The organism is Mameliella sp. CS4, from assembly GCF_019392335.1.
In the GTDB taxonomy this organism is placed as follows: Bacteria; Pseudomonadota; Alphaproteobacteria; order Rhodobacterales; family Rhodobacteraceae; genus Antarctobacter.
In genome coordinates, this window is record NZ_JAHXRQ010000027.1 from 38,238 (window position 1) to 53,393 (window position 15,156).

The following is a 15,156-nucleotide window of genomic DNA, read 5'->3' on the forward strand; positions in this document are numbered from 1 at the left end:
CGCTCAGTCACGCCGCGAGCAGCAGGCGTGCCTGTTCCGCCTTGAGCGAGGCCCGCGCGGCTGTATAGGCCTCTCGTCCGGGCGCATTCGACAGTTCCGGGAACAGTGCCAGCAATTCCGCGCGCGGCTCTGCATCCAACCCGGCAAGAGACAGGTCGCCGGGCTGAAAGCTTTCTGTCCAGGCGCCGTCGGACATGACCAGTTCATGCGCGTCGAACATGAAATGCACATAGGTGACGCCCTCGGCCGGACAGATCCGCGTGATGCCGGGGCGGCCGACCAGGTGGCTGGCGGCCACCAGCACCTCATCTTCGCCGAACAGCAGTTCGATCGCGGCGCCGGTCATCACCACGCGGTGCTGCGGTGACACCAGCATGTCGCGTTCCGGCACGCCGCGCCCCAGGGCGCCGGCCGCGATCCGGACCGGGCGCAGGTCCGCCGTGGTGGCCAGGTCGGCGGCGCCGACCGTCTTGGATCCGGCCCAGAGTACGCGCTTGTAGCCGTTGTCGCGGGTCAAGACCCGGTCGCCGGGCGTGATATCGGCCACGTCGACCTCACCCTTGTTGGTCTTGATCAGGGTGCCGGGGGTGAAACAGGGCGTGTAGTTGACGTTCTCGATCTCCGAGAAGGTCAGGGTGGACCCGTCCAGCCATTCGACCTCGCCGGATTCGGCGCCGGTCATGGTGATCTTGGCCGGCCCCGTGATATTCAGCGTGTCGCCTGCGGTCTCTCCGCTTTCGCCGCCGGTCACGGTGAGATTGGCGCCGTTCATGTCGTCGGCACTGGCGGTGAAGACATCGTCGCCACCGTCGCCGGATGCCACGTCGCCCGACCCAACGGAAACCGTATCGGCCCCATCGCCGCCGGTCAGGCTGTCGGCGCCTGAACCGCCAAAGAGGGTGTCGTCCCCGGTGCCGCCCGCCAGCGTGTCGTCCCCGCTGCCGCCGATCAGACTGTCGTCGCCGCCATCGGCAAAGACGGTCACCCCCGCGCTGTCCGCCGTCGCATCGACGGTATCGTCGCCGCCGCCCAGGGTCAGCGCCTCGATTTCCGAGAATTCGGCGCTGTCCGTGCCGTCACTGATGGTTCCGGCCTCGTCGCCAGTGTAGGTCACGGTGACGTTGCCGGGCAAGGTCGAGGCATCGAGCGTGTCCTCGTCCTTTCCCGTGGTGACAGTCTCGCCGCCGGCAATCGTATCCGCGCCGAAACCGTCCTGCAGAACAACCCGGTCCGCATCGGCGCCACCGGACAAGAGATCACCTCCGGCGCCGCCCAGGAGGAGATCGGCGCCATCGCCGCCGTCCAGCGTGTCGGCACCCGTGCCGCCGTCGAGCGAATCCTTGCCCGCGCCGCCCAGAACGCTGTCGTCGCCCAGGCCCGCCTGCACGATATCGTCGCCACCGTAGGCAAGGACGGTGTCGTCCTGCGAGCCGCCGATCCCGTCGCCAGTGTCGATGAAATCGCCGTCGGGATCGCCCGCATAGCCGGTGTCGATGGTCTCTCCCAGGGCCGTGCCCTCGACGATGTAGTCGCCGGTGAACAGGGGGATCCCCATCGCGGCCAGTTGTTCGGGGTCTTGCACATCAGCGACGGGAACGCCCACCAGAGTGATGCTCTCGCCGTTGGGAAAGGTCAGGATCGCATGCCCCGAGCCGTCCCCGACCGTGTCGGTCACGGTCACGTCCTCTGTCGACACAGGGTTTCCGGACAGGTCCGTCAATGCGCTGACGTCCAGCAGGTCGTTGCCCGCGTAGGCGCCGCCGCCCAGGTCCGTCGGGGTTTCAAAGCTGGACACCACGTCCTCGCCCGACCCGTCCGCCAGGACAACCACGTCCGCCTCTCCATCGCCCGCGCCGACGTCGATGGTGTCATCGCCCGCGCCGCCCTCGACCGTGTCGGCGCCCGAGGATGTCAGCAGGCTGTCGTTGCCCTCTCCGCCGGACACGCTGTCATTGTCGAAGCCGGAAAAGATGGTGTCGTCGCCGCCACCGGCAAGGATCGTGTCGTCGCCGTAGTTGCCGATGATGTGCTCTGCGCCGTCCGACCCGATCACGCTGTCGTTGCCGGTTCCCATCTGGAACCGCTCGATCTCGGCGAAAGTCGTCGTGCTGGTGCCGTCGCTGAGCGTGCCGGTCTCTTCGCCGGTGAATGTGACCGTGATGTCGTCCGAAATGGCCGAGAAGTTGATCCGGTCGCCTTCGGTCTCTCCGGTCTCGCCACCGATGATGCTGTCGTTGTCCAGACCCGCGTCAAGAAAGATCTCGTCATCTCCGGCCTCGCCATAGACCGTGTCGTCACCGGCGCCCGCGTCGATCGTGTCATCGCCCGCACCGGCGAGGACGACGTCGTCGTTGTCCCCAGTGGCATTGTCGGCATTGTCGATCCGGTCGCCTTCGGGGTCGCCGGTATAGGCGTCGTTGATCAGGTCATCGCCGATGCCGCCAGAGACGACGTAGTCCGGCGGCACTGGCGGAATGCCCATCGCGATCAGTTGTTCCGGGGAAGACACGGCCGAGGCGCTGACGCCGACGAGGATCAGTTTTTCGCCGTTGGGAAAGAGCAGGATCGCGTCGCCCGAGCCGTCGCCGACCGTATCGGTCACGGTCACGTCCGCCACGTTGACCGGATCGCCGCCCGCGTCGGCCATCCCGGACACGTCCAGCATGTCCTGGCCTGCATAGGCGCCGCCGCCCAGATCGGTTGGTGCGGCAAAGCCCGTCACGATGTCTTCGCCAGAGCCGTTGCCAAGGACAAGTGTGTCCTGGCCGGACCCCAGGACGATGGTTTCGATTTCGTTGAAGTTGAGAGTATCTGTCCCATCCGTGACGGTGCCGATCTCGGGGTTCACATGGGTCAGGTCGATGGTCAGATCGTCGGTGACGGCGGAAAGGTCCAGCACATCGCCATCGGTTTCGTCCACGCCTTCGGCGTCCACGGTATCGTTGCCGAAGCCATTTTCGATGTGAAAGGTGTCGTCGCCCCAGCCGCCCCAGAGATAGTCGTCCCCGGCACCGCCATAAAGCGCGTCCTTGCCATAAGAGCCGCGCATCCAGTCGTTGCCATCGCCGCCATAGAGCGTGTCGTTGCCTTCGTTTCCCTCGACCGTGTCGTCGCCACCGCCGCCGGACACATAGTCGTCGCCGGTTTCGCCGTAGATCGAGTCGCTGCCCTCGCCGCCGGAAATGGAGTCGCCACCCTCATTGCCGTAAAGGCTGTCGTCCCCGGTGCCGCCCGTGAGGGTGTCTGCGCCGTCGCCACCGCGCAGCGTGTCGTTGTCGTCGCCGCCGTCGATCACGTCGTCGGCCTGGGTGCCGACGATGGAATCGTTCCCGGCCCCGCCTTCGACCGTGATACCGGTGCTGGCCGGACCGTACTGGCCAAAGAAATCGTCGTCCTGGTCTGTCAGGACCACATGCTCGATCTCGGAAAAGCTCAGCGTGTCGGCGCCATCCGTGGCGGTGCCGGCCTCGTCTCCGGTCATGGTCACGTCGATGCCGATGCCCAGTCCCGAAAAATCCAGCGTGTCATGGTCTGTGCCGGTGCTTACCGCCTCACCGCCCTGGATCACGTCAGCGCCAAAACCATCGGTGACGACGATCATGTCGGCATCGGCGCCGCCGTCGATCGAATCCGCATCGGCCCCGCCATGCAGCGTGTCCTTGCCCGTGCCGCCGGTTATCGTGTCCTTGCCCGCCAGGCCATAGACCAGGTCGTCGCCGGCACCGGCGTCGATCAGGTCATCCTGGGCTTCCGGGGTGGCGGAAATGACGGTTGGTGCGTCGGTAAAGCCGGTGGTGGTGAAGGCATAGTTTGTCCCGGCACCACGGGAAGTCACGACAAAGACCAGCTCTTGCTGTTCGGAGTAGGCGAACTGGGCCCAGTGGCTTTGGTCCACGTTGGCAGAGCTGGTGCTGTCGGACTGTGCGGCCAGCTCTTCCCCGCTGTCGGTGGCAGTCAGATTGGTGCTGGCAGAGGAGAGACCCACGCTCTCCACATCTGCCGTCTGCGCGGTCACGCTTTCGGCGGTGGTGTCGATATCCTGGAAGGTGAAGGTGCCGGTGATCTTGATCGGCTCACCGGTGGCCTGATCAAAGAATTCGAACCCCAGGGTGACGCCGGTGCCCGCGTCGACGGCGCCGTCGCGGTTGATGTAGACGGAATTGGCGTTGAACTCCAACTGGATGTTAGGATCGTCCGCATCCAGGACCGTCAACCGGGCCTGCACGACGATGCCCTCGTCCGTGACGCCGATGTTGTCATAGACGGCATAACTGCCCACGACGCCGCTGCCGAGGTCGCCGGTCTCGCTGACCGTTGCGAAATCGAAAGAGGACAGGGTGCCGGCGTTGGCGCCCACGTCGCTGCCGTCGCCATAGATCACGTCGTCACCGCCGCCGGCGCTGATCGTATCCTGGCCCGATCCGCCTGTGATCACGTCCGCGCCGTCGCCGGTGGTGATGCTGTCGGCGCCTGTGCCGCCGTCGATGGTGTTGTCGCCGCCCAGGGCGTCGATCACGTCGGCGCCTGTGCCACCGAACAGCACGTCCGACCCGCTGTCCGAGCCAAGCGTGTCATTGCCGTCGCCGCCGAGGATCGTGTTGTTGCCGCCCGCGGCGCTGGCGACGTCGGCACCGTCGCCCAGATTGACGAAATCATTGCCGTCGATGCCGCTGACAGTGTCATTGCCATCAAGCGAGAAGATGGTGTCAGTGCCGCCGCCAAGGTCGATGTTCTCGCCCCGGTCGCTGCCGGCATAGGCATCCGAACCGTCGGGCAGGATCATGTTGGTGAAGGATTCGAACTGGGTGCTGCCGCCCAGCCATGCATCCGGCCAACCGCTGTGCCAGATATCGCCGACGGTATAAGTGGTCGAGCCGTTGGAGATCTGCAGTTCGCCGGCACCGGCATTGTAGGACACCGAATAATTCGCGCCCAGGTTCGAGAAATCCAGCGTGTGGCCCGAACTGCTCTGGTAAATGCTGCCCCAGAAGAAGGGCGAATTCCAGTTCGAAACTGTAACCAAATACGTCGCCATACCAGCGATCCTCACCTTTGCCGAATGGCCCCCTCAAATGGGTCCGTTCCGCGGAAAATTTTCGGCGCTTAGCGCTTGACGCCAAAGACCGCAGAAATGTGGCCGCAGTTGGCCGGAACGGGGGAATTGACGCCCAGTTTGATAGCCTGAGCAGGGTTAAGACAGCCTTTCCGCCATTATCCGGTCGCAATTGTTCTGCGCGGGGGGACTCGGATCATGCAGGCGGGAGTGGCTTTGGCCTGAAGGCTCTCTGGTGAAGGTCCGGGTGGGCGGTGGCGGTGCCCGTAGGGTCAGAGCAGCGCGCGGATCGGTTCCAGCAGGCCCTTGTTGCGCAGCGTGCGCACCGGGTAGCTGTCGTCGTTCACCAGCTTGTCCAGCGAGAACCCCGGCTCGATCTTGGCCAGCTTTTCGGCCACGGCCTGGGCCTTGTCCAGCTGCCCCTCCAGCGCATAAAGCGCCAGAAGGTGCCGGTGCCCGGGCCGGGACAAGGGGGCAGAGCGTACGGCGGCCTCTCCGGCCTCGATCGCTTCTTGCGGACGGTTGCAGGCAATGGCCACGATGCAGTGGCCGGTGTCCCAGTAGTGCTTGAAAGGCGAGGTCCGCGCGATCCGGCAGGCCCGTTCCGAGGCGGTGAACCCGCCCTCCATGTCACCCGACAGGATCAGGGCCTCTGACAGGGATTTCCAGGCAAAGGCGTTGGCCGGGTTCCGTTCCACCGCGTTCTGCGCAAGATCCAGAACCCCGGCCGTATCGCCCAGTGCGGTGCCGCGCACCTTGGAGATGATCGCGTGGACCAGCACATTGTCCGGGCTCAGCTCCATCGCGCGATAGTGCAGGTCGACGGCCTCTTCCAGCAGGCCCTCCTGGTCATCTTCGGCCATTTCCATCATCTGGGTCAGCCGGATCATGCTGGCCCAGGCCAGGTAGATGCCGTTTTCATCGCGGCGAAAGGCCTGGTCCATCAGCCCGTAGGCCTCGCGCAGGGCATCCTTTTCAAAGGAAAACATCCGGTAGAGGCCCAGCCGTGACAGCGCCGTGGCCCGTGTTTCGGGGCGGTCCTTTTCCAGGACATGCGGCAGCTTGCCGATGATCTGGTCGGCGGCCTCGAAGACGGTGCGCGAAACGTCGATCTCGGCGTTCAGGATATCCTCGAGCCGGTCGAGCTGTTGCAGCTTGGAATAGAGGATGCGGGCGCTGGGCTGATGGGTGGCCTTGATAAAGAGCGCGTGTCCGCCGTCGCCGTTTTCCATCAATTGAGTGCTGACAGAGATGTCGCTTGCCGGGGCGCCCTCCGGCAGGGGTATGTCAGAATCCGATTGCCGCCAGGCGCGGACCTGCTCGGCGATGTTCTCGCCGATCTGGTTGGCCAGCACCTCACCCAGCATCCTGTCACGCCCCGGGGCCTCTGTGCTGGCGCGGCAGTTGATCAGGATGCCGCGACTGTCTGTCGGGCTGGCCGACGCCAGTTTCGACAAGAGCGCGGCCCGTTCCTGCCTCAGCCAGTCCTCGAACTCCGGGTCGCGTACGTCGATGCCCTGCAGCAGCTCGACACGGTCATCCTCGGGCACCACCTCTTCGTGCAGGTCGACCGTGATGGCGCGCGTGTCCAGCGCGACAGACGACCTGTCCGCACGGATCACCTCGGCCGCGGGGCCAAGTGCATTGCGCAGCTTGGACAGGGCCTGGCGCAGGTTGGCGCTGGCCTGCTCGGGGCCGAAGGTCGACCACAGCTTGTCCTCCAGCCAGCGGCGCGGACGGCTCATGTCGGGGCTGAGCGCCAGCATCGCCAGCAGCGCCTGGTTCTTGGCCCCCTTGATGGGCAACGTCACGCCGTCTCCATCCCGGACCAGGAAAGGCCCGAGCACGGTGATGGTGATCCTCTGGCATTCAGGCACTGCCATGCACTCTCCTCGCAACTCGCGAAAATCTAGCACCGCCGTGACAGCGCGGCAACGGACGTGAAATTTCCGTTAAAGAAAGCCGGGGTTGGCAGTTAGGCTTTGACCTGTGGCAGGCTGTGCCAAAAACTCCGTTTAAAATTTCATGAGGATGCCATGCCCGTTTCCGGTCTCTACAATTCACAGAACTCTCAGAACAGCCAAAATTCCCAGAACAGTCAGAATTCCCAAAACTCCCAGAATTCGCAGAACAGCCAGGCGGCGGAAAACTCGCAGGCGGGGCCGGACAATACCTTTGCCAGCACCGCGCTGGGCCAGGCGCGGGACGGAACCGTGGGGTACTGGAAGGGCACGGCGGATCGCGTCCCGAAACAGGATGGCCGCAGCGGCTGGGAGGCGCTGACCGCGATGGCGACCGGCCCCCGGCGCGCGGTGATGGATGCCTGCCTGCAAGGGCTGTTCAAGGTGACCCTGGAGCCTGCGGCCAAGAGCAAGCCAGCCACGGGAACCGTGGCGTTGGGGGGCGACCCGCTGGTCACGCTGGAGGCGCCGACAAGCACCCACCTCGCGGACAAACAACTGCATTACCTGCGCACCTATGCCGACCTGCGCGGGGATCGCCTGAACGAGATCATCATGCAGACCGGCGACATCCAGAGCTTTTTTGGTCTTGTTGGCTACATGGCCCCGGATGCGACCAAGTGGACGCTGGCGCTGAACCAGGCGATGCTGCGGCTCTGCACCGTGATCGAGATGCCCTTGAAACACGGGTTCGACGTGGCGCGCCCCATCGCCATGTCCCGAAAGGTGCAACCACTGATCCAGACGCCGGGGCATGGATCGTGGCCCTCGGGCCACGCGACAGAGGCCTTTGCCTGCGCCACGCTGCTGTCGCGGCTGTTCCTGAACGCGCCGGTCGATCCGGTCGAGCAGATCGAGGCGGGCAGCGAGTTGTTCCGCCACGCCGAACGGATCGCGATGAACCGGACCGTGGCGGGCGTGCATTTCCCCACCGACAGCATGGCAGGGGCGGTGCTGGGCGTGACCGTCGCCGAGGCGTTGATCAATCTTCTGGACGGGACACCGCAGACCCGGACGCGCGTGTTCCACGGCGCGGGTTACGACGGGGACTTTACCCTGGCCCGCATGGCCGAGGCACTGGATACCACCCAAGAAATCGACACGGGCACCTTGTCCCTGCCGACAGGGCTGGTGCCCGGTTGGCTGGCCAAGATGTGGGACGAGGCCAAGGACGAGTGGTGATCCGGGCCTAGTTGGCAGGCAGGAGGTCCGGCACGTTGACCAGCGCCTCGCCCAGCCGCGCGTCCTGCGTTCCGGTCGGCACCAGGTAGGCGGGATCGATATCCTCCAGACGGGTCGAGTCCGGGTTCTGCGTATTGGCGATGATCCGGGTCGACGACAGGGCCAGGGCCCGGGTCAGGCAACCCGCCGCGGCACTTGTCCCGGCCAGTCGCCGCGTGCTGCCGCTCAGCGTTCCGGCTGCCCGAATGCCGGTCGAAAATGGCCCGCTGCCAATGCGGGCCGCGACGCTGGGTCCGGGCAGGGACCACGATGCGCCCTCGCCGCTATAGGGGGCGGGACGATAGTTTCCGACCTCCGGCAAGGCTGTCCGGGCCGATTCCTGTGCGGCGCCGACGCTGAACACCTGCCGACAATCCGCCGCGACATAGGCATTGTGACAGCCCGCATCGCTGATCGGGCCGGTGCCGGGCGCGACATAGGCGGCGCGGCCCGCGTCCCAGTCATAGGCGGCGGGGTGATCGAGATAGCTTTGTCGTCCGCGCGCCTCGGCCCCGCGGATTGCGTCGTCGCGCTGAACCTGCATCAGGACCTCTCCTGGGCCTTGCACCGAAACGGTCCAGGCGCCGGCGGGGGCCTCCGGCTCTCCGGCCTTCTGGCCGCGCGTGGGGGCCAGCGCCAGAACGTAACAGGCCTGTTGCTCTGTCTCCTTGTCCCGTTTGCGCGCCGGGACATGATAGATGCGGGCCAGCGCGGCCCCGTCGCGCCGTTCAAGTGACCGGATCTCACCCGGTTGCAGCTGCGTCAGGCCCGAGGCTGTGCCATCCGGCGCCGTCAGGCCCACCTGCAGATCGGCAGAGGTGCCGCCCCGGCAGTGGATTTCGATGAAACTGGCGGTCTCGTCGTCGGGCTGTACGTGCCAGTCAAGGTGTTCGGGCGTGTCGCTGGGCATAAGCCGGGCGACCTGGCTGCTGCGATAGCTGTTGCCAAAGGCCCAGACCAGGCGAACCGGCTGGCCGGTGGCCTCTTCCCATGTCTGGACCTCGCGGGCCATCTGGTGCTCGACGAAATGTGTGCCGTCCTTGGGGCCCGCCAAGACGCCCAGAGAGACGTTTACGATGACGGGTGCGGTTGCGTCCACCTTGGCGGCCTGCCGCAGGATCCAGCGTAGCCCCATGACCAGGTAGCTTTCGACCCAGGTGCCAGAGGTGTCGTCGATGCTTTCGGGCGGCAGTTGCACACCAAGCAGCGGCCAGTCGCGCGCCGGGTCAAGGCTGTCCTCGGGGTCGGCCCCGGCGGCCAAGTCAAGGACGTGGGTTCCGTGGGTCGTGGCAAATCCGGTCTCGTCGCGGGTCTTGCCGGGGTAGATCTGGGCATTCAGCGCGGCATAACTCGCGCTTTCGTCGCCGCGCGCCAGCATGTCGTCGATTTCGGCGGTGTCCAGGATGCGCCCCGCCAACGTGCCTTTGGGCGTGGTGGCCTGTTGTTCCAGCGCCTGCAGCCAGAGGGCATGAAACCGCGTGCGCCGGGGGGCTGTGCCCCGGCAGAACCGCGCATTGAGAAAGCCGATCCCGTCGTCGATGATCCCGACGATCGGCGCGCCGGGGGTGGGCGAGGGCGGCACCGGCCCGGCGGGCTCTGGCGGCATGGGAGCGTCCGCCATCTGAACCGGGCAGCCCGAGTCGATCACCTCGAACAGGTCGTCATGCAGGTTGTCCGCCGTGCCGATGCGCCGGTACAGCATGTAGTCGTCCGGCAAGTTCGGATTGGCCTGCGGATCGTCGATGCGCGCCACAAGCGCCGCACGTTCGGTATCGTCCATGCGCAGGGGTGAGTCGTCCTGCCCGACGAGATCGCGCAGGCGGCGTCGGGCGGCCTGCATGTCATCGACGGGTTTCAGGTGCACGAAAATCGGGGCGTAGTCCGGGCCGCGGTCCGGACGCTCCGGCGGCAGCATGTCCCGGCGCAGGCCGACAAGGCGTGACCAATCAAGGCAGGCATCGCGAAACGCGTGCTCCCTGGCGTCCGTCCAGTTGATTGCCATGTCGATCCCCCTGATCCTGAACGCGAAATCCTTCGGCTCAGCAAAGGGCCTTTTCTTCTTCCGGTCAAGGAAGCCGGGTCTGCGCCTGTCGGGATTGCGGAGAATTCACGCCACCCGGATGAGCACACCGCCAATTTTCGTCGGAATTTCATGCCCGTTTCACGCGGGAATTGCGCAGCATTTGCGATCCGTTCACGGGGGCATGCGCATGGTCAGGTTAACGTACGGTCAAGTCGTGCAACAGGATGCTTCGCGCTGGGGGAATGACCATGAAACGCAACGGGACCGGGACAAGGTTCGGTGTGATCGACGGAGGCGGTCGGGGGAGGTCCCTTCGGGACCGAATTGCCATGCCGGTGCCACACGATCTGTCGGCGCCGGAACTGGCGGCCGACATGGCAGAGCTTTTTGCCCTTGGGCTGGTTCAGGATCTGCGCGCAGAGGCGCTGCTGGACCCGCATTGCGCCGTCAGGATCGACGGGGCCACGCGGTTTACGATGCACGAACTGCTCTGCGAGCTACGCAATCTCAGCTGGTTCGATGCCCGTGTGCCCATTGCCGGGACCGTGCCGGACAGATTGCCGGATGCGCAACCCGGGCAGATGAACGCCGACCAGCGCCGGGCCTTGCGGTGTAACGGGGATTTTCAGCTGACGCTTGAAACCCTTTTTCGCGGCGGTGTTGTCCTGCGCGGTGGCGGTCCGGTTCTGTCGGCCTTCTGGGACAGCGACCACATGGCACCGCCCGCAAAGCGCGAGGCCGGGGGCCAACCCTCCGAAAAGGCGGCGATGTCGGACTGGATCGGCTGGTGTGCCGAGCACAGCCAGGCCGGTCTGCGTCTGCCCTGGGCGGTGGTGCGCCCTCAGCAGGACCCGAGCCTGGGTGACCGGGCCGAAACACTGCACAGGACGCCGCCCGCGCGGCCCTTTCACAATGCGGCATTGGTTGCGCTGGCGCGTGGCACTGAAATTGCGCCGGGTCTGCCCGGCACATGGACTGGTTCGCGTCTCTTTGCACTGATGGCCGAGGGCGAGGCCCTGGCCAGCCGGTTTGCCCATGCCCAGGCGTCCGAAAAGGGCCGGATGCGGCGCCCGGCTGTCACGGCGGCGCGGATGACCGTCTGGCTGGGGAGCGAAGAGGGTGCCTCTGCTTCGGACAGTGATACCCATCGTGCGGCAGCCGAGGAACTTGTCAGTGCTGCCCCCAATCTCGTTCACTGGGTCAGCCGCGCCAACCGCGCGCGGCGCGGTCCGCAGCGGTTCGAGGCCCCGCTTTTTCTACCGTTGGCCGGCCCCGAGCGGCAGCATCTGACGCCCTCGGACCTGAGCACGCATGCGGTTGTCGCGGGCGTCCTGGCCACGCTGGTCAAGACCGTCTTCGACACGTCGCGGCGAGCCCAGTTGCAGGCGGTCGGGCAGGGCGGCCCCGTGCTGGCGCTGGAGGATCAGACCGACCGGCTGGCGGCGAATATCGGGCTGATGCGATGCGTGACCGGGGGGTACTTTCCGGCCGAGAACATCCAGGACCTGCGCTTTGGGCAGGCCGTCGCCCTGCACCTGTTGCGTGACCGTCTGGAACTGGACAACCGCAGTGCGCAGATGAGCTTGCGTGATTTCGACGGGCAAAGCCTGCAGCTGGTTTCGCATCCGCGCCGGTTTGGCCGCGGCCATGCCGAACTGCGCCGCGATGGCGAGCCGATCGCCTGGCCGCAGGAAGCGGGCCATCCGGCGGCGCATCTGACGGCGGTCATCTAGGGATCAGCGGCGCGCGACCTTTCCACCCGGCAGGCTGCCAGAGATTTCCAGGATCAGCTTGCGCTTGACCGCCTCGGCGAAACTCTCTCGGCTTTCGGCGGTGACGACAAAGGCGCCGGGCCCGCCGATGATGCGTTCGGAATAAAGCGCCTCCAACCCGCCATGCGCGCGGCCGGGATCGCCCGGGCGCAGGATCGGCAAGGCGTTGATCGTGACGCCGGCGGCCAGCACCCGGTCGCGCGCCTCGGCAATCGGCGGGCCAGAGTAGGAATTGACGCTGTCGCCGGAAAAGTCGATCACCCGCCGCCAGCCGTCGAAATCGTTGCTGTCCATAAGGCGCAGCGCCTCGTCCAGCGCGGCGCCGATGGCGTTGCGTCCATAGGCCTGGCGTGGTTTGCCCATCAGCTCGGCGGCAAATCCCGCGGCGCTGTCCGGCCCGTCGATCAGCGTCCAATCCGCGACAACGGCCTGGTTGGCGGCCCATTCGACATAGGTCACGGCGATATGTCCGTAAGCGGTGTTGGCGATGGCGGCCAGGACCTCGGGGTCAGTGATCGCCTCGGCGTAGCCCTGTCTCTGGAACTGGATTTCGCGCTGGTCGATGCTGCCAGAGGCATCCGCCAGCAGTACCAGTTCAAGGTCCGTGTCCTGGGCCTGCGCCATCCCGGCCCAGACCAGCATCATCGCCAGGATTACCCGCATCGTCACCCTCCGTTTGGGGATGAGATAGGGCGGGGCGACTCCTTGCCCATATTGACCAACGTCATGTTCCTGCCCGCCGGGCTGTGGCAGAGTTGCGTTACTGCTGAACAGAAGGATACGTCATGATCGCCCGCCTTGCCCTGCTGTGCCTGATGGCCACGCCCGCATTCGCCCAGGATGCCGACATCGGGCGCGCGCATTTCTACACCCATTGCGCCACCTGCCACGGTCTGGAAGGCAAAGGCGACGGACCGATGGCCGGCGTTTTGACCATCCCGCCGACAAACCTGACCGAACTGACGATCCAGAACGGCGGTGTCTTTCCCTTGGCACGGGTGATCAAACGGATCGACGGGCGGGATCCGCTTGTGGCGCATGGCTCTCCGATGCCGGTCTTTGGCGATTTCTTCGAACAGTCTTTCGACGTGCCGATGAAGACGCAGGCGGGCCAGCCGATCCTTACATCACAGCCGGTGGTGGATCTGGTCGCTTACCTGATGGAACTGCAGCGGATCGAGCAGGACTAGCCGCCGGTGCCGCGGCAGATGCCCGTTGTCTGCGCACCTTTCCAGGGCAGGATCACCGAGGGCCGGTCGATTGCCGTGTCCAGCCGATCGATGGGCATGTATTTCCCGATCATGCCCCGCAGCCGCGCGGTGCGGGGGGCGTTCGGGTCCAGCAGGCGGCAACAGACGTATTCCTCGACGATGCTGCCCTGCTGTTCATAGCCGAAGGACAGGAAATCGCGCGTCGCCTCTGTGTCGAACAGATAGGGGTCTTTCGAGGCGCTGTGTTCCTGCGCGGCCTTGAGCGGGTGATAGCCGGTCAGATTGCGGTTCTGCCATTGCCAGACATGGGTCGCCTCATGGGCAAAGAGCATCGCGTCGAACAAGTCGATCCGGTCGGGATAGCCCGCCAGGAGATCCTTTCGATAAACATCCTTGCGCAGCAGGATCTTGTTGAAAAGCACCGTGGCCGCCGGAGAGACAGTGACCGTGCGGGTCTTGGCGATAGGCGGCCAGATTCTTTCCTGGCAGGTCGTGCGGGGGCGAACGGGGATGTCATAAGTGACGGCCCCGGCCGGGTTGCCATCGATCAGGCGGATTCGTTTCGGGTCGATGTCGTCGCCGTGAAAGGCCTTCAGAAAGGCGGCCTCGTTCGGTGTGGCGGACCGGCCGCAGGCGGTCAGGATCAACAGGGCAAAGAGGGCAAGGCGCATGAATCGAGATTGGCCGGGGGCAGAGCGGTTGGCAAGCGCCAATGGCCTGTCCTGGGCCTGTCGGGCTTCGGTCGTGCCGACGCAATCGGCGGCAGCGGCAAATGACCGTCCGTCAGGATGGGGAGGTGTCCCGAACAGGGCGTGGTGGGATCCGGGGCCCGCAGTGTCCGTGACGGGTGCGTGCGGACACGCACCCGGTGGGGTTCGCGCCGCCTAGTGTGCGCGCGGGGCCTTGCCGCCGGATTTGCCGCTGGGCCCGCCGCTCACAGCCTTGCCGCCGATCACCGGGTCCTTGCCGGCGTTGCTGTTCGAGGTGGCCAGCACCTTGACCTTTTCCTTCTTGGGCTTCTTCGCTTCGCGGTTGCCGCGGTTCTTTTCCTTGGACATGGGAGTACCTCTTTCGACACCGCGCGGCGGAATACCGGGCGGGTGGACGCTCAGAGGGGGCAGGGTTGCCTGACGGGGTCAGGGCGATGTCACCGGTGAGGCATCGTGGAAGATGCAATTCATGATGTGTGCGGGCGCGGGCGATATGCAAGGGGTTGGACGGGGGAGGGGGTAATATAGTTGGCGAAGGTTGAGCGGTTTGCCCAGACGGGTTGGCGGGGTGAACCCCGCCCTACGGCGCTTGGGCAACCTGGGCGCGGGACAAGGCCGAAGGCCGCCACGCCAGAGCCGACGCGCCCCGTCGCCCCGGAGGGGCGCCGACTATCAGGGCTCGCCTCCGGCGAGGCTTGGGTGTAATTCTAGAGCGCGCTCTTTTCCTCACAAAATCTTACAAGAGCACGCAAAATTCTGTCCGCATCTTCAGTCGCTTCCCGGACCAATTCTGATGATACATCAAAAATGCGATCTTGTCGGCTCCCTTTCTCTGCAGCGTCCAAGTAGACAGTTTGTCCAACCATGATATGACGCCCGTGGATAGCGAGGTGCCTGTTCTCGACAAACCTATGCAGATGACCGGCCAATTCTTTAAAATAGGCAGCCCACGGATCGCCAATCATGTATCTTTTTGCTGCGCTACTGAGCGCCGTAATTAGGCGCTGTGTCGGCATTCTTCGAAGACAATTCAGCCGATTATGCCAGTCTTCGGAACCTTCAGCCAAATCATCCAAAAAGCAAATTGCGCGACATGCGTAGAATTCGATTTGAGCACAGGTTTGAACGTAGGGTCAGGACCCATTGATTTGGTTTGACGTGCATGATTCACCGTTCGAAAACGAGTGGTGACCATGTCTGATCTT

Annotated in this window: 9 protein-coding genes; 3 read left to right on the forward strand and 6 right to left on the reverse strand. The window is 65.1% G+C overall.

The genetic code is table 11. The features are described 5' to 3' along the window. Positions 1 to 7: 7 nt before the first annotated feature. Together KZZ07_RS22905 and KZZ07_RS22910 are read right to left on the reverse strand one after the other, a co-directional pair. The gene (locus KZZ07_RS22905) at positions 8 to 5,035 is read right to left on the reverse strand and encodes a Hint domain-containing protein (RefSeq protein WP_219517777.1); all 5,028 of its coding nucleotides are present in this window, start codon (positions 5,033 to 5,035) and stop codon (positions 8 to 10) included. Positions 5,036 to 5,325: 290 nt separating this feature from the next. Then, positions 5,326 to 6,936, reverse strand: coding sequence for an AfsR/SARP family transcriptional regulator (locus KZZ07_RS22910; RefSeq protein WP_219517779.1), 1,611 nt, complete (start codon positions 6,934 to 6,936; stop codon positions 5,326 to 5,328). A 153-nt stretch (positions 6,937 to 7,089) separates the two neighbouring features. Here KZZ07_RS22910 and KZZ07_RS22915 point away from each other — a divergent pair, with 153 nt between their 5' ends. After that, on the forward strand, positions 7,090 to 8,196 hold the full coding sequence (locus KZZ07_RS22915) for a phosphatase PAP2 family protein (RefSeq protein ID WP_219517789.1): 1,107 nt from the start codon (positions 7,090 to 7,092) through the stop codon (positions 8,194 to 8,196). Between the two features lie 7 nt (positions 8,197 to 8,203). On the opposite strand, the gene KZZ07_RS22920 is transcribed toward KZZ07_RS22915, so the two are convergent. Further along, positions 8,204 to 10,237: a S8/S53 family peptidase gene (locus KZZ07_RS22920; RefSeq protein WP_219517791.1), complete on the reverse strand. Its 2,034-nt coding sequence runs from the start codon at positions 10,235 to 10,237 to the stop codon at positions 8,204 to 8,206. 350 nt (positions 10,238 to 10,587) lie between these two features. Between KZZ07_RS22920 and KZZ07_RS22925 the strand changes: the two genes are divergently transcribed. Then, positions 10,588 to 11,991 carry a bromoperoxidase gene (locus tag KZZ07_RS22925; RefSeq protein ID WP_219517794.1) on the forward strand — a complete coding sequence of 468 codons (1,404 nt, stop codon included), beginning with the start codon at positions 10,588 to 10,590 and terminating at the stop codon, positions 11,989 to 11,991. A gap of 3 nt (positions 11,992 to 11,994) precedes the next feature. Here KZZ07_RS22925 and KZZ07_RS22930 read toward each other — a convergent pair whose 3' ends face one another. Next, a complete protein-coding gene (locus KZZ07_RS22930) occupies positions 11,995 to 12,693 on the reverse strand; it encodes a DUF1194 domain-containing protein (protein WP_219517796.1) in 699 nt (232 codons plus the stop codon). 122 nt (positions 12,694 to 12,815) lie between these two features. Between KZZ07_RS22930 and KZZ07_RS22935 the strand changes: the two genes are divergently transcribed. Beyond that, entirely contained in the window at positions 12,816 to 13,220 is a 405-nt protein-coding gene (locus tag KZZ07_RS22935; protein WP_219517798.1) for a c-type cytochrome, read from the forward strand. Here KZZ07_RS22935 and KZZ07_RS22940 read toward each other — a convergent pair. Then, on the reverse strand, positions 13,217 to 13,954 hold the full coding sequence (locus KZZ07_RS22940; RefSeq protein ID WP_370631233.1) for a hypothetical protein: 738 nt from the start codon (positions 13,952 to 13,954) through the stop codon (positions 13,217 to 13,219). The two genes, KZZ07_RS22935 and KZZ07_RS22940, sit on opposite strands and share 4 nt — an antisense overlap. 171 nt (positions 13,955 to 14,125) lie before the next feature. Next, complete coding sequence (locus KZZ07_RS22945; RefSeq protein ID WP_219517801.1) at positions 14,126 to 14,299, reverse strand: hypothetical protein; 174 nt, start codon at positions 14,297 to 14,299, stop codon at positions 14,126 to 14,128. Positions 14,300 to 15,156 lie beyond the last annotated feature (857 nt).

Bases quoted from the DNA above. Each gene is read 5' to 3' on its own strand.
- KZZ07_RS22905 (WP_219517777.1), bottom strand. From the start codon at position 5,035: ATGGCGACGTATTTGGTTACAGTTTCGAACTGGAATTCGCCCTTCTTC.
- KZZ07_RS22910 (WP_219517779.1), bottom strand. From the start codon at position 6,936: ATGGCAGTGCCTGAATGCCAGAGGATCACCATCACCGTGCTCGGGCCT.
- KZZ07_RS22915 (WP_219517789.1), top strand. From the start codon at position 7,090: ATGCCCGTTTCCGGTCTCTACAATTCACAGAACTCTCAGAACAGCCAA.
- KZZ07_RS22920 (WP_219517791.1), bottom strand. From the start codon at position 10,237: ATGGCAATCAACTGGACGGACGCCAGGGAGCACGCGTTTCGCGATGCC.
- KZZ07_RS22925 (WP_219517794.1), top strand. From the start codon at position 10,588: ATGCCGGTGCCACACGATCTGTCGGCGCCGGAACTGGCGGCCGACATG.
- KZZ07_RS22930 (WP_219517796.1), bottom strand. From the start codon at position 12,693: ATGCGGGTAATCCTGGCGATGATGCTGGTCTGGGCCGGGATGGCGCAG.
- KZZ07_RS22935 (WP_219517798.1), top strand. From the start codon at position 12,816: ATGATCGCCCGCCTTGCCCTGCTGTGCCTGATGGCCACGCCCGCATTC.
- KZZ07_RS22945 (WP_219517801.1), bottom strand. From the start codon at position 14,299: ATGTCCAAGGAAAAGAACCGCGGCAACCGCGAAGCGAAGAAGCCCAAG.